General features: G+C 39.3%; 15 protein-coding genes and 1 pseudogene. 12 read left to right on the forward strand and 4 right to left on the reverse strand.

The annotated features are described in order from the left end of the window. Positions 1-255: 255 nt before the first annotated feature. The gene (locus H6G06_RS03380; RefSeq protein WP_190557051.1) at positions 256-1,137 is read left to right on the forward strand and encodes a 4-hydroxybenzoate solanesyltransferase; all 882 of its coding nucleotides are present in this window, start codon (positions 256-258) and stop codon (positions 1,135-1,137) included. On the opposite strand, the gene H6G06_RS03385 is transcribed toward H6G06_RS03380, so the two are convergent. Beyond that, positions 1,134-2,996, reverse strand: a complete 1,863-nt coding sequence (locus H6G06_RS03385; RefSeq protein ID WP_190557054.1) for a sensor histidine kinase — start codon at positions 2,994-2,996, stop codon at positions 1,134-1,136. The genes H6G06_RS03380 and H6G06_RS03385 overlap by 4 nt on opposite strands. Positions 2,997-3,235: 239 nt before the next feature. Here H6G06_RS03385 and H6G06_RS03390 point away from each other — a divergent pair, with 239 nt between their 5' ends. The 9 genes from H6G06_RS03390 (at position 3,236) to H6G06_RS03425 (ending at position 9,990) form a co-directional block, all read left to right on the forward strand. Beyond that, positions 3,236-3,814: a hypothetical protein gene (locus tag H6G06_RS03390; protein ID WP_190557056.1), complete on the forward strand. Its 579-nt coding sequence runs from the start codon at positions 3,236-3,238 to the stop codon at positions 3,812-3,814. 209 nt (positions 3,815-4,023) lie between these two features. After that, the gene (locus H6G06_RS27740) at positions 4,024-4,152 is read left to right on the forward strand and encodes a hypothetical protein (RefSeq protein WP_277875163.1); all 129 of its coding nucleotides are present in this window, start codon (positions 4,024-4,026) and stop codon (positions 4,150-4,152) included. A gap of 218 nt (positions 4,153-4,370) precedes the next feature. After that, on the forward strand, positions 4,371-4,571 hold the full coding sequence (locus H6G06_RS03395) for a hypothetical protein (RefSeq protein WP_190557247.1): 201 nt from the start codon (positions 4,371-4,373) through the stop codon (positions 4,569-4,571). A 235-nt stretch (positions 4,572-4,806) separates the two neighbouring features. Then, the gene (locus H6G06_RS03400; protein WP_190557057.1) at positions 4,807-6,042 is read left to right on the forward strand and encodes a GNAT family N-acetyltransferase; all 1,236 of its coding nucleotides are present in this window, start codon (positions 4,807-4,809) and stop codon (positions 6,040-6,042) included. Between the two features lies 1 nt (position 6,043). After that, positions 6,044-6,520 carry a Holliday junction resolvase RuvX gene (gene ruvX, locus H6G06_RS03405; protein ID WP_190557060.1) on the forward strand — a complete coding sequence of 159 codons (477 nt, stop codon included), beginning with the start codon at positions 6,044-6,046 and terminating at the stop codon, positions 6,518-6,520. A 129-nt stretch (positions 6,521-6,649) separates the two neighbouring features. Further along, the gene (locus H6G06_RS03410; protein ID WP_190557062.1) at positions 6,650-7,222 is read left to right on the forward strand and encodes a DUF3727 domain-containing protein; all 573 of its coding nucleotides are present in this window, start codon (positions 6,650-6,652) and stop codon (positions 7,220-7,222) included. A 145-nt stretch (positions 7,223-7,367) separates the two neighbouring features. Then, positions 7,368-7,907 carry a YqeG family HAD IIIA-type phosphatase gene (locus H6G06_RS03415; protein ID WP_190557064.1) on the forward strand — a complete coding sequence of 180 codons (540 nt, stop codon included), beginning with the start codon at positions 7,368-7,370 and terminating at the stop codon, positions 7,905-7,907. A 278-nt stretch (positions 7,908-8,185) separates the two neighbouring features. Then, the gene (proB, locus tag H6G06_RS03420; protein WP_190557066.1) at positions 8,186-9,295 is read left to right on the forward strand and encodes a glutamate 5-kinase; all 1,110 of its coding nucleotides are present in this window, start codon (positions 8,186-8,188) and stop codon (positions 9,293-9,295) included. Positions 9,296-9,405: 110 nt separating this feature from the next. Continuing rightward, complete coding sequence (locus H6G06_RS03425) at positions 9,406-9,990, forward strand: Uma2 family endonuclease (RefSeq protein WP_190557068.1); 585 nt, start codon at positions 9,406-9,408, stop codon at positions 9,988-9,990. Between the two features lie 46 nt (positions 9,991-10,036). On the opposite strand, the gene H6G06_RS03430 is transcribed toward H6G06_RS03425, so the two are convergent. After that, entirely contained in the window at positions 10,037-14,224 is a 4,188-nt protein-coding gene (locus tag H6G06_RS03430; protein WP_242039580.1) for a WD40 domain-containing protein, read from the reverse strand. A gap of 298 nt (positions 14,225-14,522) precedes the next feature. Between H6G06_RS03430 and H6G06_RS03435 the strand changes: the two genes are divergently transcribed. Next, positions 14,523-14,972: a DUF29 domain-containing protein gene (locus tag H6G06_RS03435; RefSeq protein ID WP_190557072.1), complete on the forward strand. Its 450-nt coding sequence runs from the start codon at positions 14,523-14,525 to the stop codon at positions 14,970-14,972. Between the two features lie 37 nt (positions 14,973-15,009). Here the strand turns inward: H6G06_RS03435 and lysS are convergent, their stop codons facing one another. Next, positions 15,010-16,593, reverse strand: coding sequence for a lysine--tRNA ligase (lysS, locus tag H6G06_RS03440; RefSeq protein ID WP_190557074.1), 1,584 nt, complete (start codon positions 16,591-16,593; stop codon positions 15,010-15,012). Positions 16,594-16,664: 71 nt separating this feature from the next. Further along, the gene (locus H6G06_RS03445) at positions 16,665-17,564 is read right to left on the reverse strand and encodes an MBL fold metallo-hydrolase (RefSeq protein ID WP_190557076.1); all 900 of its coding nucleotides are present in this window, start codon (positions 17,562-17,564) and stop codon (positions 16,665-16,667) included. Between the two features lie 568 nt (positions 17,565-18,132). Here H6G06_RS03445 and H6G06_RS03450 point away from each other — a divergent pair. Then, positions 18,133-19,415, forward strand: a pseudogene (locus tag H6G06_RS03450) (DUF389 domain-containing protein). Positions 19,416-19,459 lie beyond the last annotated feature (44 nt).

Below are 19,459 nucleotides of genomic sequence, written 5' to 3' on the forward strand. Positions count from 1 at the left end.
AGGTTTCTCTCTCATAACAATGGATGGACAAAGCTGGTGTGCTGATTTAATCCGCACTAAATACTTAGTACGTACAATCTATAGAGTGTTCAGCTTAATTGTCTGGTGACAATACGGATTTAGCATTGTGCTTTACTCCTACAACTAACAATTAAAGTCATGAATCTGTATCCAAAGCTGTCAGCTGAGTTGATTTGTTTACAGTTAGCAAATAACGATATTCTATAGATGTGAAGATATGTGAATTGAGCAAAGATGCTAAAAATACCCCTAAGCAACCAAGAACCATTATGGCTGGTCATTATTCGGCTGTTACGGTGGCATAAACCAGAAGGCAGGTTAATTTTGATGATTCCTGCACTGTGGGCTGTGTTTTTGGCAGCTGCTGGCAAACCACCTTTACCCCTAGTTGGGGTGATTATTTTAGGTACTCTAGCTACTAGTGCTGCCGGGTGTGTAGTCAATGATTTATGGGATCGGGACATAGATCCGCAAGTAGAGAGAACACGCGATCGCCCTCTGGCTTCCCGCGCTCTTTCCCTAAAAGTTGGTATTGTAGTTGGTATAGTTGCCCTAGCTTGTGCAGCAGTTCTCGCTTTCTATCTTAACCCCTTAAGCTTCTGGTTGTCTGTGGCCGCAGTACCCGTAATTTTACTTTATCCAGGAGCAAAACGGGTGTTCCCTGTACCGCAGTTGGTGCTTTCCATCGCTTGGGGTTTTGCGGTTTTGATTAGCTGGAGTGCAGTCACACAAAACATCTCCGCACCTACTTGGTCTCTGTGGGGTGCAACTGTTCTCTGGACATTAGGATTTGATACAATTTATGCAATGAGCGATCGCGAAGATGATCAGCGGATTGGTGTAAATTCCAGCGCCATCTTTTTTGGTAAATATGCTCCCACAGCCATTGGTATTTTCTTCGCTGGTACTATCATTCTCCTAGCAACAGAAGGCATTTTAATTAATCTCAATGCATTTTTCTGGATCAGCTTAATAATTGCTGCTTTTGGCTGGGTTTGGCAATTTATCCGCTTGCGAAACCCAGAATTACCCAACTCTGCTTATGGTGAAATGTTTCGTCAAAATGTCTGGATTGGGTTTTTCATCCTCGCAGGAATAATTATTGGTTCATTCTAAGAATCTAGTTGTTTGATTGGCAAAGTAATTACAAATTCCGTTCCTTGTGTAACTTCCGAAATCACTTCTATTTTACCTTGGTGCTTCTCAATTATTTGATAACAAATACTCAAACCTAAGCCAGTACCTTTACCTACTGGCTTAGTCGTGAAAAAAGGGTCAAATAGCTTATTGATAATTTCGGGTAAAATTCCTGGACCATTATCTTTAATTCCTACTTTAATATATTTATCATCAACTCTTAATGTTTCTATAACTATTTGTTTACTACCTTGCTCTTTACATTCTATCAGTTCATCTATGGCATTACTAATAATATTCATAAATACCTGATTAAGTTGGGCAGGATAACAATCAATTAAAGGCAAATTTGCATATTTTTTAATAACTTTAATTTCTTGATTCAGTCGATGATTTAAAATCAATAAAGTATTATCAATACCTTCATGAATATCTACATCCTTCATTTCGGCTTCATCTAATCGGGAAAAATTCCGCAATGACAGCACAATTTCCCGAATCCGTTGAGAACCTACTTTCATAGATGATAACATTTTCGACAAATCTTCAGTGAGGAATTCTAAATCAATTTCTGCAATTTTATTTTCAATTATCGAATTTTCATCAGGGTATTGTTCTTGATACAAATTTAATAAACCAATTAAATCGTGCAGATAATTTTCTGCACATTGAATATTACCATAAATAAAGTTAACAGGATTATTAATTTCATGAGCTATACCTGCTACCATTTCCCCAAGAGAAGACATCTTTTCTGTTTGAATTAGTTGTGCTTGGGTATTTTTTAAATTTTGCAGTGCTTGTTGCAGTTCTTGAGTTCTTTCTTTTACCCTTTGTTCTAAAGTTCGTTGTGCTTGTTGCAGTTCCTGAGTTCTTTCATCTACCCTTTGTTCTAAAGTTTTGCGAGCAAACTCTAATTGTCGGGTATAATCTCCTACCCATTCAACCAATCGATTTAGGGATGTTGCTAATGTCCCTACTTCGTCATTGGTGTTAACATTAGCTCTAAGTTGAAAGTTTGATTCTTGGGTGATTTTTCTAGCGGTATTAGTAACTGCTTGTAGAGGACGGGTAATTAATTTAGTAGTAAAAAATGCGAGGGCTGCTGCTATTAAAGATGACAAGACTATACTAATAGCAATAATTCTGATTCTCAGTTTTTTGGCTTGATCAAAGCTAACATTTGCCTGATATCTTTGAGTGTCAGCACTGCCGATAATTAGATTTAGATCATTCGAGAGTTCCTCAAATTTTATATTGAGCTTCAGATATTCTTGTTCATTGAGCAAAATTAGCAGAATTGACTGGGAAGAATTATTCGTTTGAGATTGTTGCAAGTTATTTACTTCTATGTATCGCCAAAAAGTTTTGACAGTTTCAGTATATAACTGCGTAGTGTCTTTATATTTTTGTATCAAGATATTGAAATCTTGATCATTTACTGCTAAAGCATCAGGATTCTCTTTGATAAAGGTTTCTAGTTGAGATAATTTCTGATTTACTTGATTAATATCATTTGAAAATTTATTTTTTTCAAAATCTAATAAAACGTAATTTTCTAGAACATTAACTAATCTTTGTGGATACATCCTTACTGTTATTACTGAATTCTTTAAATCTTTTACAAGTAATTGTTGCTGATAAGATAAGAATAATTGCTTCTGAGCGGTTTCTTCATAGTAATTGGCAATCAGCAAACCACTTACTGTACCTATAGCGGCAATGCTAAGTATAACTGTGTAACCATAACTGATTTTTTTGGCTATATTCCAGTTATTGGTTAAGTAGCCAAGATACAGGAAAATAGGTTTGAACTTTTTCTTAATAAGATATATCATTCATTGATTAAGTAATTTGACAAATTCTAGGGGTATAAGTCCCCCCTTCTAAAAGCGGTAAGTTTTGTGGCAGGGTCTAAATCACAGTTACAAAACTTAATTTAGGAATTACGTTGGCGTAGCCTGCCAGAGGCACTATTACGAAATATTTTCATATATCTGGCGATAGATTCAAAATTATCATGACCATTGTTTGATTAGTTGGGATATTAATCTACCAGCTAGATTCACTCAACTAAATGCAGCAATCTCTTTTTGTCAAAATCGCTACAGTAGGTTTATTTTCTGTTGGTAGTTCCAGTATAATTGCGGGAAGTTTTCTCTTCACAAAAACTTCAAACCATACTGGAACAACACAGATCATTACTGATATATCACGCTATCAAGAAATTCGCAATCACAAGTGGTCTGATATTAACCAAATAAAACATTTCCCTGTAGATATTCCCGGTGGTGCTAAGGCCGTCTCCATGGCTTATTCTCCCGGTTTGATGCAAGGAAGTAGTTTTTTTCAAATCCGTTTTCAACAGCCTCCTGAACAGATTCAAAAATTACTTTTACGCTACAGTAAAATTGCAGATCACCAATATTGGGGAGGTGATACAAACAGCCATAGCAGCCAAAGCAATGGCGTACCTACAACCTTTTTTTATACTGGTGAATCTGAAACTGAAGCCTTTCCCAATACATATCAAATATTTGTATTCAAGGCACAAGCGCAAGGTCAACCTGGGTTTAAATGGAATCATGGTCATAGCTATGGAGTAGCTATTGATAGTTCAACTTCAGAAATTGTCTATTGGGTAGAAAAGTGGTAATATCAATTCGGAATTCGGAATTCAGAATTCAGCCCATCAGATTTCAATACTGCAAGGATTTTTGTCCCCTTAATTTTTAATCGGGTAAGGGTTTACGGTTTTTTCTTTTCCCCCTTACCCTAGACTTTATTGGGGTTGGGAAAGGTTTCTCAGTATCAATCTATCAGCAGATGTGGAACTATTGGATGAGAAAAAAGATGATTGGGGTGATGAGTCCGGACGAAACAGCCACAGCAGACGATTTACAAAATGCTTATGAACTAAAAAAGCACATCGCGCCGCAACGATGGATTTTGCTGACTGGTGAACAACGCAGAAAGTCAAACTTTCTTCCGTAAGCTATAGCCAGAGGATGTTTATATTGCCCATGATTGCTAAGAAGCGATGGCAACGGCTCAGACCATTTTCAACTAGAGTATAAATACTTAGCTCACGCCAACCATAAAAACTATTACAGTTCGTTGCAAATCAATAAGCTAAGTAAAACAAATATGATAGGTTTTTATCATGTCATACAACCGCACAAACAAAATTGATTAAGGAGAACACAGTGGCAATGGAATCAAATGTATTAACGGGCGCAGTTGTAGAAAACCAAGATATCAGTGAATACGTGGCGCATTTACAGTTGCACATGACTCTCCAAGCTCGCAACCTGGTTCCAACCCTAAAACATATACAAGAAGATAGTCGCCAGCAGTTACTTCATCAAACCCAAGCCAACTTTGAAAAGCTGGTTTCTCGACAAGGCTTATAGAACCGTAGAAATTATAGATAATTTTCCCGAAAAAATCATAAAATAGAAGCAGATATTATTGTGTCTACGCCAACGGTGTACTCAAAATTTCTGCTTTTTATTCTTTTTTCGGTATTTAGTTACGAAAATCACTCTTTTGGAGCAATATCTAGGAGCGAAAAGCCGTTAAGATTATTATTGCAGCAGTACCTCACCAATCGCAATTAGTAAAGGCTAAATGGCGGCTTGAATCAAAATGAATTCACTACTTCCTCGAAATCTCAGCCTCGTAATTCGTCCCGTCCAATATCGGGATCTGGACGGTATTGAACGCCTAACACAAGATTCATTCGCAGACCTCTCTCCTAAGAGCAGCTTTTTTACCATGCAATGGCTGCGTCACTGGTTTGGGTTGCTCAAGTTTTTGAGTTGGTTTCCCAACCCATTACAGTATCGCTTCTGTGGATTTGTAGCAGAGCAAGGGCGGACGCTGCTGGGCATGATTCAAGTGTCACCATTTAACCGTACCCGCAGCACTTGGCGAATTGACAGAGTGATGCTAGACCGTACTGCTGATAAGCAAGGTGTAGGCTCACAGATGCTTCGTCATTGCTTTGAATCAATTTTAGAAGCTCGTACCTGGCTACTAGAAGTTAATGTCAATGACATTGAAGCCCTAGCACTTTATCGGCAAAATGGATTTCAGCGGTTGGCAGAAATGACATACTGGGAAATTAGCCCAGAGTTACTGCTGGAATTAGCACAAGCAGAACCAGATTTACCCAACCTGTTACCAGTCAGTAATGCCGATGCACCATTGCTATATCAACTAGATACAGCATCGATGCCGCCTTTAGTACGTCAGGTTTTTGACCGCCACACCCATGATTTCAAAACCAGTTTATTCGGCGTTCTCTCGGATGCTGTCAAGCAATGGGTGACTAAAACCGAAGTTGTCAGCGGCTACGTGTTTGAACCCCAGCGTAAAGCAGCTATTGGCTATTTTCAGGTACAACTGGAACGCAAAGGGGAAAATCCCCATATAGCAACTCTGACGGTACACCCGGCTTATACTTGGTTGTATCCAGAATTATTGTCTCAACTAGCCCGCATTGCCCAAGATTTTCCTCAACAAGGCTTACAATTAGCTTCTTCAGATTATCAGCCAGAACGCGAAGAATATTTAGAAAGAATTGGTGCCAAGCGCATTGAACATACCCTGATTATGTCGCGCTCAGTTTGGCATAAAATCCGGGAATCGAAGCTGGTTTCCTTGGAAGGAATTCAGTGGACAGAAGTGCTGCAAGGACTACAACCAGCACGTAAACCCATACCAGGTGGAATGTCATGGGTTCCCAAACAACAGCCCAAGTCAGACCGAGCAGTACCCAGCAAGTCCGAAATTGTTGCTTTTGGCAGTCAAAAATTTCATAATAATATAGATATATCTCGCCAATCTCAACAACCAGAGGCACAGCAGGAGAATAATTAGGGTGATACCTCAGCAGCAATCAAAATCCTTTATATCAGCCTTGGGGTTAGATGTCGGTAGTAAGCGTATTGGTGTGTCTGGGTGCGATGGGACTGGTTTGATTGCCACTGGTCTCACCACAATTGATCGCAAATCCTTTCAAGAGGATGTTGAGCAAATACAACAAATTTTGAATGAGCGCCAAGTGCAAGTTCTGGTTGTTGGTCTGCCATATTCCATGGATGGTTCGTTGGGGTTTCAGGCTCGTCACGTCCAAAAATTTGCAAATAGATTAGCTAAAGCTGTGAAATTGCCTGTGGAATATGTGGATGAGCGATTAACTTCTTTTCAAGCTGAACAACTGCTGATTGCAGAAAATCGCTCTCCATCACGTCACAAAGGCTTGATTGACCGTAAAGCAGCAGCTTTAATTTTGCAACGGTGGCTGGATAACAAACGCAGCACATCAAATAGAGCAGTAGAATTTGTTGAGGATTGATATCTTTGAATTATAGTACCCATCAGTTAAAAATATAAAAAAGCACCCAAAGATGTTGACATTAGGTGCCATAAAACAGTTCAATAAATTTCATAGTTAGGGATATTGATAAATTTACATAATATGACTATGTATTACTCTGAATTTTCTGAAGAACATGATCCTGCTGACGCTGCTGTTATTACTTTGACAGATGACCAGGGGCGATCGCTCGAATGTTATATTGAACATTCCCTATCAGTAGAGGGGCAAGAATATGTTTTACTTCTACCTGTTGACTCCCCAATAGAGATTTTTGCTTGGGAAGGTGATGGCGAAGAAGAAGAAGCAATTTTAGTGGAAGACGATGCCACAATTGACAAAATTTTTAGCACCGCTCAAGCTGTTCTCTCTGAGCAAAATCTGATTGTTAAAAATACCGCTTATGCTTTGACAGTAGCTGGTGAGTTACCACCAGTAGAAGAATCAGAAATCTTCACCTTAGAAATCGAAGATGAAGAAGCAGATTTAGAACCAGAACAACTCCAGCTACTTACTAGCTTCTATCATGATGAGCAAGAATACGCCATTTATACACCCCTTGATCCGTTGCTATTTTTTGCCCGCATGACCAAGACAGGTAATCCTAAATTGCTCTCTCCCGAAGAGTTCCGCCAAGTTCAACCGCTTTTAGAAGAACATCTCTTTAATCAAGTTGAATAATTAGCAAGTGAAATGATTTTTTCCATTGCTAATCTTGTCTTGATTGGCAGTGGAATTTTATTACAGCAGCAGTCAGCGGAAAGCAGAGCAATTTTGTACTGAGAGCAACTTGCAACACGCTGTAAATTACGAATTACGAATTATTATGACTTGGAACAATCTCTTACAGCCTGACTTGATTTTAGAAGGTTCAATTTTGAACCTGACACCAGATATCATTCAACAATATGGACTCAAAGGGCTGGTATTGGATGTAGATGAAACCTTAGTACCAATTACTGCCAGTACAGCTTCCCCAGAAATGCAAAAGTGGGTAGCAGAAACGCGTTGCTGTGCTGCACTGTGGTTAGTTAGCAACAACTTAAGTGAAACCCGAATTGGTAGTATTGCCAGTTCTTTGAATCTCCCTTACTATCTCGGTGCGGCTAAACCCTCACGGCGCAAACTTAGGGCAGCACTGCAAGGTATGAATTTACCTGTACATCAAGTGGGTATGGTAGGCGATCGCTTGTTTACTGATGTTATAGCAGGTAATCGCTTAGGAATGTTTACTATTTTAGTTGAACCAATTGTTCATGCTGATACTGTTCTCCGTTCTCATCCCATCCGCAACTTTGAAGTTTGGGTATCAGAAATACTCGGCGCTTCTATCACTCCCAAGCACACAAAAATTCACAAAGATTGATAAATCAATAGAAAAGTAAATCTAAAGAAATAATTAAGGAATCTTTAGTTGCTCCAAAAATCAGAGATTATAAGTATTAATAACATCGGGTCAAGCAAATAAAGACCCTAGCCGATAATAGATAAATATAAACCCATACAGCGTCAGCCTTCACTATAGAGGGATTGGCGCTGTACAATTTTTTAGTTATGAATTTTGAGTTTTGAGTTATCAGATCCCCGACTTCTTTGAGAAGTCGGGGATCTATCTCGTATTTACATACAATTGACAACTGACAAATGACTAAAACAATAGTTGTTAAAATCGGTACTTCCAGCCTAACTCAACCAGAAACGGGACAATTAGCCCTTTCTACCATTGCCAGCTTGACAGAAACTCTATGCAATTTAAGACATCAAGGGCATAACGTAATTTTAGTTTCCTCTGGTGCTGTCGGGGTGGGTTGTGCGCGTCTGGGTTTAACAGAACGCCCGAAAGCGATCGCTCTCAAACAAGCAGTAGCAGCAGTGGGGCAGGGGCGGTTAATGCGTATTTATGATGATTTATTTACTACTCTTCAGCAACCCATAGCCCAAGTATTATTAACTAGAGCAGACTTAGTACAACGTAGCCGCTATCTTAATGCTTATAATACTTTTCAGGAATTGCTAGGACTGGGAGTAATTCCCATAGTCAATGAAAATGATACAGTAGCAGTAGAAGAATTAAAATTTGGTGATAATGACACCCTTTCCGCTTTAGTCGCCAGCTTAGTTGAGGCAGATTGGTTATTTTTACTGACAGACGTTGATAAATTATATTCAGCAGATCCCCGGACTGTACCCGATGCCCGTCCTATTTCTTTAATTAGTAACATGAAGGAATTGGCAGAATTACAAATTCAAACCGGGGGACAGGGTTCTCAGTGGGGTACTGGGGGAATGGTGACAAAAATATCCGCTGCCAGAATTGCGATCGCAGCTGGAGTGCGAACTGTCATTACTCAAGGGCGTTTTCCTCACAACATCGAAAAAATCATCCAAGGGGAAGCAATAGGAACGCATTTTGCACCCCAACCAGAACCAACATCAGCGAGAAAACGTTGGATAGCTTATGGTTTAGTTCCAGCAGGAAAATTATATTTAGATGATGGGGCGATAAATGCCATTTTGCAAGCTGGAAAATCCTTATTACCAGCAGGAATTAAAGCCATAGAAGGAGAATTTGAAAATCAAGAAGCGGTGCAATTATGTGATAGTAACGGTAACGAAATTGCCAGAGGATTAGTGAATTATAACAGTAAAGAATTACAAAAAATTTGTGGTTGTCATTCACGGGATATTGCCGGAATTTTGGGTTATGTAGGTGTAGAAACTGTGATTCATCGGGATAATTTGGTTTTAACTTGATATAGAAACTTAATCTCCAGATCCCCGACTTCTCTAAGAAATAGGGGATCTATATTTAATGATTTGGTATGATAAAATTAACTGTATAACTAGGGAGGGTGAAAACAATTATGACTCAAGCCTTAGAAACTTCTATTGTTTTACCGGAAGAGGAACAACGTTTTTATCGTCGGGGAGTGAGTTGGGAAAGATTTCAAGCAATTCAAAAGGGTTTTGAGCATTTACCAGGGGTGCGTTTATTTTATTGTGAGGGAGTTTTAGAAATTGTGGGTGTCGGTAAAGCGCATGAGTTGATTAGTGGTTTGATTGCTGGACTGCTAATCATCTACTTTGAAATTAAGGAAATTGAATTTTTCCCCAGTGGTAGTTATTCTCAGATAATTCCTGGTGTAGTTGAGTATCAAGCAGATTTATCTTATTGTTTGGGAACAGATAAAAATAGACCAGATTTATGTATTGAGGTGGTTATTACTAGCGGTAGTCCCATCAAATTACAGAAATACAAATTAATGGAAGTTCCCGAAGTTTGGTTTTGGGAAGATGGCACACTTGAGGTTTATTGCTTGCGAGAACAAGAATATGAGAAAGTTAGTAATAGTGAATTATTACCAGAATTAGATTTATCTTTGTTGAATCGTTGTTTGTTGTTATCTTCACCCTTGGAAGCGATTAGAGAATTTCGTCAGGGGATATGAATTTGTGCTGTTTGTCTCAGAGGTTGTTTTAAAAGTTTCTGGCTGTTTATTCCACAGCCCCCAATGCCTTCAAAGTCAATATTTCCGCACGGCTTAACCCCTTCATTCCCTTAATTTTCAACCCTGCATATAACCTATGGTCAAAGGTAGCAATACATTCACCAGTCTGCACATACCACAGTTTCACCGTCTGATCACCACTACCACTAGCCAAGGTTTGACCATCCCCACTCCAGGCTACTGACCAACCCGAATCGCTATGACCCTCTAGCGATCGCACACAGTCCCCAGTCTGGACATTCCACAGTTTCACGGTTGTATCATAACTACCACTAGCCAAAGTTTGACCATCTCCACTCCAGGCTACTGACCAAACCGAATCGCTATGACCCTCTAGGGTTTGCACACAGTCCTCAGTCTGGACATTCCACAGTTTCACCGTATTATCACTACTACCACTAGCCAAGGTCAGACCATCTCTACTCCAGGCTACTGACCTAACCCCACTGCTATGACCCTGTAAAGTTCGCACACAGTCCCCAGACTGCACATCCCACAGTTTCACCGTATTATCACTACTACCACTAGCCAAGGTCAGACCATCTCCACTCCAGGCTACTGAGTTAACCCAATCGCTATGACCCTGTAAAGTTCGCACACAGTCCCCTGTCTGCACATCCCACAGTTTCACCGTATGATCATCACTACCACTAGCCAAAGTCAGACCATCTCCACTCCAAGCTACTGAGTTAACGCAATCGCTATGACCCTGTAAAGTCCGCACACAGTCCCCTGTCTGCACATCCCACAGTTTCACCGTATGATCATCACTACCACTAGCCAAAGTCAGACCATCTCCACTCCAGGCTACTGAGTTAACCCAACTGCTATGACCCTCTAGGGTTCGCACACAGTCCCCAGTTTGCACATCCCACAGTTTCACCGTATGATCAGAACTACCACTAGCCAAGGTCAGACCATCTCCACTCCAGGCTACTGACCTCACCCAACTGCTATGACCCTCTAGGGTTCGCACACAGTCCCCAGTCTGCACATCCCACAGTTTCACCGTATGATCATCACTACCACTAGCCAAAGTCTGACCATCTCCACTCCAGGCTACTGAGTTAACCCAACTGCTATGACCCTCTAGGGTTCGCACACAGTCCCCAGTTTGCACATCCCACAGTTTCACCGTTTTATCACTACTACCACTAGCCAAGGTCAGACCATCTCCACTCCAGGCTACTGACCTCACCAAACTGCTATGACCCTGTAAAGTCCGCACACAGTCCCCAGTTTGCACATCCCACAGTTTCACCGTTTTATCAGAACTACCACTAGCCAAGGTCAGACCATCTCCACTCCAGGCTACTGACCTCACCAAACTGCTATGACCCTGTAAAGTCCGCACACAGTCCCCAGTTTGCACATCCCACAGTTTCACCGTTTTATCAGAACTACCACTAGCCAAGGTCAGACCATCTCCACTCCAGGCTACTGACCTCACCAAACTGCTATGACCCTGTAAAGTCCGCACACAGTCCCCAGTTTGCACATCCCACAGTTTCACCGTTTTATCAGAACTACCACTAGCCAAAGTCAGACCATCTCCACTCCAGGCTACTGAGTTAACGCAATTGCTATGACCTACAAATGTCAATATTTCCCTTCCTGTTACGGCATTCCAAATTTGGACTCTACCGTTACTATCTCCTGTAACCAGGTATTTTCCATCTGGACTATAAGCAAGGGAATAAACTGATCCTAATGCCTTAGCAAAAAAAGTATCTGTTAAATTTGCCCCAGTCAGGTTGACATTAGACAAACTAGCCAAACCAAAATTTACATCAGGTATAACTGTCTCACTCAAATCCTGTTTTTCTAAAGCAAAGCGACTCCCTTTGAGTAACAACTGTACCGCATTACTGCCACAAAAACCTGCTTCTGCTTCGGTTTTACCTTTGGTGGCTTTGACTACTTCTAATAAACGTTGATTAGCTGCTGCTGACAACATGAGAAACATCAAATCTAAGACGGCTTTGGCTAACAGAGTTTTCCCAAAATTCCCGGTAGGGTCTATTTTTTCTTGGTGGCAGGGGCGAACATCCGCAAATTCTCGAAAATCTGCGGTTAAAATTCCTAAGTCTCGTCCCAATTTATAAGCAACAAAAAACTCTAATAATGACCTATGGGCAGGAGAATAATCACCATCAGCATTTCTAATTAACATGGTTTGCCCCATCATATCGTAATGCCAATGATCTAAATCTTTTTGTTCCTGGATTTCTTTGCTAAAACAACTCCGAATCCGGTCAGGAAATTCTTTATAATTTAAACTCATTTTGTCATTTGACAGCATTTCCCAGGATAATTCACACAGGAAATATAATTTATCTGCTATTGAGGTAAAAGTGCGTGCCGATTTAATATCCCGTTCCATTTTCTGCCGCACTGCATAGAGATAAACACGGGAAATATCCACAGGTTTACCAGATTCAATATCCGGTAATGCTTCCATAATTAAATCAATCATCACCGGACGACGTGCTAAGTCTAATAATTGTTGATTGTTAATTACACTAGCAACGGTTTCTGGTTTAGCTTTAAAATCAAGTACCTGTTTAATTTGTTCATCATCAAATTTTTCTAATTCTAAAACTTCAAATTGGGGCTGTTCTCCTGTTAAATTAGAAGTAGATGCTTGTAATTCTGCATTTAACAGTCTGCGTCCTTCCAATGCTTCAGGGAAATGTTCCGTCCGACAAGTTAAAATTGCTTTCGTTCCTTCTGTTCCTACAACTTTGGCTAACTCCCAGAAATTATTAATCATCGCTTGACGATCTACCCGTGCAGCCATTTCGTCAAAACCATCAAAGATTAATAATAATTTGCCCATGCGGTTAAGTTGTTCAAAGGCAGAATATCCAGATAAACCAATTTGATGTTTACGGAAAAAGAACTCAGAAAATAGAGATTCAATACTCACCGCTTTGGCATAATCTCTTAAAGGAATCACTAAGGGAATACGCGGTCTTTCAGTACCGTTATTTTTTGCTTTTAAATATTCCTGTAAAGCTAACCAAGCATAATGAAAAGCAAACCAAGTTTTACCTGTACCAAATTCCCCTAAAATTGATAAATGTTCTTTAACCGGATCATCTAACCATTGATTAATATAACCTTCAATCCATCCATCTTCTTGACCATAATGACTAATACCAATACGTTGTTTCGTTTTGGGGTTAATTTCCTCTTTAGTACAAGCTAAGGGAACATAATATTGATCAATTCCTCTGCTTTTAACTTCTGTTTCTAACCAATCAAAATAACCACTAAAATCAGCATCAGCTTCAATTAATTCATCAAATGAATAACAAAAAATATGGCTATTTTCAGCTTTTTCAACTTCGGTTCTGGCTAATTTACTAACTCGACGCGGTGCAACAATCCAACATTCATCAACTTTTTGAGTTTCTACAGCTTGTTTTACTGCATTAATATCATTAATTCCCGCTTCTGCTTCTACTCCGTGAATCAAAATCCGGTCATATCCTCGCCGTTTGGGGATATTAATAATCCATTCAAAATAATCTTTTTCTAAGACTTCGTATTGTTCAAATTTATAACCCAGTGTTTCAAACCATTTTTTTAATTGTTTAGCTAATTCTGTTTCTCTGACAATTTCCGCAGGTGGTAATAATTGCTGTTGACTTTGTACTATTTGGGCAATTTGTTTTTGAATCTCCGGTAAACTAAGTTGGTTAATTTGTTCCCGAACTTGAGTTAAACTATTTTGTAAATTCTCTAATTTATGGTCTTGTAAAATTTCCGTTGCTGTTCTAGGTCGTTTGGCAATTTCCACAAATAAACGGGCAAATTCAGCCAATTCTCGACGATAATCAATTTTTTGATCTTTGATTTTATCGCCAATATCAGAACTTTGAATATAATTATCTAATGTTTGAATATTAAAACTTTTATTTTGACTAAATGCTTTCTGAAACTCTTCTTTAATTTTTTGTTCTTTAAATAACTGTAAAATAGCTTTTGGTTTCCCGACTCCATACTCAATCAAAGTATAAACATAAACGCCATCAAAATCATTAGGTGGTGTCTCTGGTTTTAAATCAAATTTATTTAAAAGTCGTAATCGAGTTTCACTGTACTCTAATTTATCTAAGACTTTACCTACTGCTTCCCCAATTAATGCGTCAATAATTTTATCAAGCATAAACAAAACTTGGTATAAAGATTTTTACTTTTTATACCATCACACATATTTGCCTGTCAAGCTTTTAAAAAATCACTTTTAACCTTGATTATTCATCATTTTTTCGCAAACTCCTGAATTACTTCCTCGTTCCTCGTTCCCAGGTAGAACCTGGGAATGCAGGAATGCAATCAAGAAGGATCTGCCTTGTGCTAACATTAAATATGAGTTAGAGACTCATTAAATGTATTCCCTGTTGCTGATTCAGAGTTAAAATAGTAGATTAATAAACCAATCCAAACAAGATTGCAAAAACATCATGGTTTCTATTCCCAAGACAGCAATCCGGTTGTATGATACTGATTTTCTAGCATGGACACAGCAAACGGCTGAGTTAATCCGCGCCGGAAAATGGGATAGGGTAGATTGGGAAGCGGTTGTTGAGGAGATCGAAAGCTTGGGAAGGTCAGATAAACGAGAGTTGAAAAGCCGATTGGAGGTATTGTTACAGCATTTGCTAAAATGGCAATATCAGCCGAGCTTGCGAAGTGGCTCTTGGCAAAATACAATTACAGAACAACGCAACCGCATTGAAGATTTATTCCAAGATAGTCCTAGTCTTAATCCTTATTTAGAAGAAGTCTTAGCTGAGTGTTACCGCAGAGGCAAAAAACTAGCAAGTAACGAAACAGGAATTTCTCAAAATACCTTTCCAGCAGATTTACCTTACACTGTGACTCAAATTCTGGATATGGAATTTTTACCATAAACTGTAGTCCCTGTCAGAGACAGGGAACAAGAATAATTTAAACTTCCGCTTTTTCCTGAGACTGATTCAAAGCAACAACATCCTGCAACCTGGAAATCACAAAAGACTTCTCTAAATAAGAAAACAAACCGCCGGCTTTTGGACCTCGTTCTTTATTTAAAAACGATAGATACAAAGCCTTAAAAGCAATTGCTTGTTGAATACCTAACTCCTTAGTAGTTGAGAAAATCAAAGTTTGCAATTCCTCAGCATCCCAGTTAGAAATATTCTGCAAATTCTCTGCTAATTTCTGCAAATAAGCAACTTGTTCCTCATTCAAATCATTTGCTTTTTCTGGAACTTGTTCTAAATAAAGAACTAACTTTTCTTCCTCATCTGCGTAGTCTTGCAACCACTTTTGAGCCGAAGCAATTCTTTGATTGACAATGAATTGATCATACTCAGTTAAAGGCTGTTGACTGCGTTGTACAACCTCATCTTGAATATTTAAACGCGGAACTTGTAACAAAGAAATCAGCGTACTAAAATCAAAAGGTTGGAAAGGTTTAATTTCATCACCTAATTGCGCGTAAAATAACGGCATTAGTTCTTCAGTTAATTCAGAAGCTTGGGGATATTTGTTAATTAAAATATCGTAGTCTCTGAATAAACGAGTGACGGTTTCATAATTGGGTGCAAAATTAATTACTGTTCTCGGCTGAGTTCTTAACATCAAAAAGCGTAATAACTCAGGAGGAAGTAAAGCAGCAATTTCTTCTGCACTAGAACCCACACCCTTAGAAGAACTCATCTTCGTACCATTAACGAGAATAAATTCATACGGTGAATGAAAAGGAGGTTGCTTATTTAAAACCTTGCGACAAATAGCATTAGCCACATCTCTAGAACCACCTTTTTGAGAGTGGTCTTTACCTGCCATTTCGATAGTTACACCTACGACATCCCACTTCGCAACCCATTCCACTTTCCAAGGTAATTTACCATTACCATCAAAAGGAGAAACCCAACCAGAATGACCACAACCTTTTGTATAGTCAGTTGCATCTGGATTACAAGTGTAAAAAACTTCTGAACCGTTATAGTCTGTAGTTACAGTTGTGGCGATTTTGCCGCAATTTTCACAAATAACTTGAAAAGGATACCAGTTATTGGGGCGGTCTGCTTTACTTACTTCTTTATATGCTTCTCGGACTAGGTGAGCATTTTTTAAAAAAGTGTCGATATGGGAATTTAGTTTTCCAGAACGATATAAATCACGTAAAAAATAAGTTTCTGGTTTAATTCCTAAATACTCAAAAACTTCAAAAAATTCGCCAATGAAATATTTAGCGTAATCACTTGCACCTTCTCCAGGTGAAGGAACGTTACACAAAGGAAAACCCAAATAAGGAGAAAATTTTTCTTGGTCTAGGTATTTGGGAACTGTATCCAGCGCGTCATAGTCATCCACACCGTACAAGAATTTCACGGGCTTACCTGCGTGTTTCAAGGCACGGTAAATAACGTCATGGATAACCACACCCCGCAATGACCCGACGTGGACTCTACCTGATGGAGTCTTAGAATCATTAACTACCTGGTAGCCTTGTGCATCAGCAGCGATTTTATCAGCCCAAAACATTTGTCTTTATGTCTTTTCACAATCTCTCTATTCTACCTCTAGGATTCGTCATCAGTGATGAGTTAAATCAGCTATTGGCTTGTAGTTAGTGCTTTAGCGTGAAAAGCTTCCATAAAATCAATACACCTGTGCATCTGTTGTTGCATAATCTCAGTGTCAGCATGAAACCGTCGTCCATGACCTGGTAGCACCCACTCAAAGGAGTAATTGGCCAATTTACGCATAGATTTAATCTGTTCTGACCAGGAATACCAACAGAAATCACGAAAAGCCACTAACTGCTGAAAATCTTCTGACCAAGCAAGATGATCTCCTGTAAACAGAAATTTATTTTTATAGAGTAAAACTGTATGTCCTTTGGTGTGACCGGGAACAGGGATGATTAATAAATCTGGTGTGAGTTGAAATGGTTCTGAACTTGTCAACTGTATTTCTATATTGCGTGTATCTGGAGCAATATCATCAATATGCAAAATACGTTGACAGTGAAAATGTTCGGCAAATTTTTGATGATCTGCAATATCGTCTTTGTGAGATAGGAACATATAACTAATTCCTCCCATCTCTTCTAGACGCTTAACTAAAGGTGAAGTAAAGCGGGGAGAATCTACTAAAATGTTACCTTCTGGCAGTTGAATTAAATAAGAAGTAGCAGCAAAAGATTTTTCTGAATGATAGCCACAATGGTAAATATTTGCATTTATTAAAATTGGCAATGTTTGTTGCACACATTGAATATCTTTTGGTGTTTCTATTGTACCAATAGAACAAGTAGGACAAGATAAAAGTGCTTGTAGTGCTGCTAATCTTTCGGTATCATTTGTTGGTTGATGATAAACTGCTGATTGTTCACCACTACGAGAAAATACTTCAGAAGCCATCCAACGACAAGTATCACAATCAATACAAGTGGTATCAACGTAAAAATCGCCGTTGACATTTTGGGGACGACGCAAACTTAATTTAGCCATATTTAACCTCTGGCTGAGAATAAACCCTACATGATCACGCTAACAAAGATGACTCTGATTAAAGACTACCAAAAGCTAGATTGATAACTGGGTAATGGGTAATGGGTAAAAACTTCTTTTTTACCACAGTAATTTTCCTATGTGACAGTTAGGGTGAGGAATGTGGGTTATAGTCACAAACGAACTACTAAATTGATGGTCAGTCATCTCTACTTTTTTAAAAAACCTACTTTTTCACTAACCGAGTCATGATATGCCTCCTATTGTTTTTCAATTTAGTTCTCTAATAATTTATATAGTAATTAATAAACAGTAAGCCTTTAGTGAATTTATACTTTTCAAAAAATAAATTACTACCAGAGAATGAAATTACTTTATTCCATTAGTCATAAATAACGCATCAGACAAAACAAAAATTGCTGTTAATGGTTAATGAAGAATTAAAATCTTGAAACAATCCTGAATCCTGAATCCTTACGAGTATTTTATGTTCTTTTTCACAAGATATCTCTTTTGGTAGTAGAGCGATCGCCTAAAAAAGGAAGATGGTTACCGATAGGAGGTGAAAATGCGTCAACTCATTATCCAAGTGCCGCGCGGAAACGGAAAAGCCGTTATTGATCTTGCTAAATCTCATAATGGCGCAAATCTGGCACAGTTTGAAGGGAATGCAGATGAACCAATTGATCTGGTAATGGTTCACATTTCAAATCAAAAGGTTGGGGAACTGGTAGAGCAGTTGCAAGACTTGCCCAAAGTACACATCACGCTCATACCAACTGGTGTGATGGCTCTGCAACCACCTGCGTCATCAGCACCACAGCAGGTTGTGGATGTAGAGGAACGCAGTCCGATTGAGATTTTTCTCTCCGGTTTGCAAAGCTTTGGCTCATGGCGAGGCTTTCTTGGTTATGCAGCACTCGCAGGCTTTGTGGTCTGGATTGGCTTGTATACTAATACAACTTACTTGCTGGTGGCGGCGATGCTGATAGCACCGTTTGCAGGCCCGGCAATGAATACAGCGATCGCTACTGCATGGGGCGATCGCAAACTCTTAGGACGGAGTATTTTACGATATTTTGCCGCTTTAACAGTCATAATTGCCACTACTTGGCTACTTAGCCTGATATTACGGCAAGAAATTCCCACCAGTTTAATGTTAGAAAGCAGTCAGGTTTCAGCAGTGGCAGTGATTTTACCATTGGCAGCCGGAGCAGCAGGGGCGCTTAACTTGGTACAGTCAGAGCGGAGTAGTTTAGTATCTGGAGCAGCGACAGGAATGTTAGTTGCGGCTTCCTTAGCTCCACCTGCGGGAATCGTGGGTATGGCCAGTGCCATTGGCAGATGGGACATGGCAATTTCGGGGCTGTTCTTACTGTTTTTACAACTATGCGGTATTAACTTCTCAGCAGCTTTGTTGTTTCGAGTGTTCGGGTTGTCTGCTCAAGAAACTCGCTATCAGCGTGGTAAAAAACGAGTCTTTTTTTCTGCCTTGACAATCACTATCTTCGCATTGGCAGGTTTACTCACTTGGCAGTTCATAAATTCGCCTAATCTCCAACGCTCTAGTCTTGCCCAACGTGCCAACGCCCAAGTCCAGAAAACTGTGGAACAAGTTGGTTTAGCAAAATTAGTCGAATCGAATGTGCGCTTTACACGAGCCAATATTGCAGGACAAGATACCCTGCTATCTGTTTTTATGTACAGCGTCAACCGCAAATTACAGCCTCTAACGAAGAAATTCGCGCTCGCCTCACCCAATCAATTCAAACCCAATTATTAAAACAAAACCTCAACGTCACACCTTTAGTTAGTGTAAATGTTCTAGAGCCTCCGGCAGCTAGGCAATAATACGAATTTTCCCAAATCCGCTATTAATTACGAATTACGAATTG

It is taken from the genome of Anabaena sphaerica FACHB-251, from assembly GCF_014696825.1.
GTDB lineage: Bacteria > Cyanobacteriota > Cyanobacteriia > Cyanobacteriales > Nostocaceae > RDYJ01.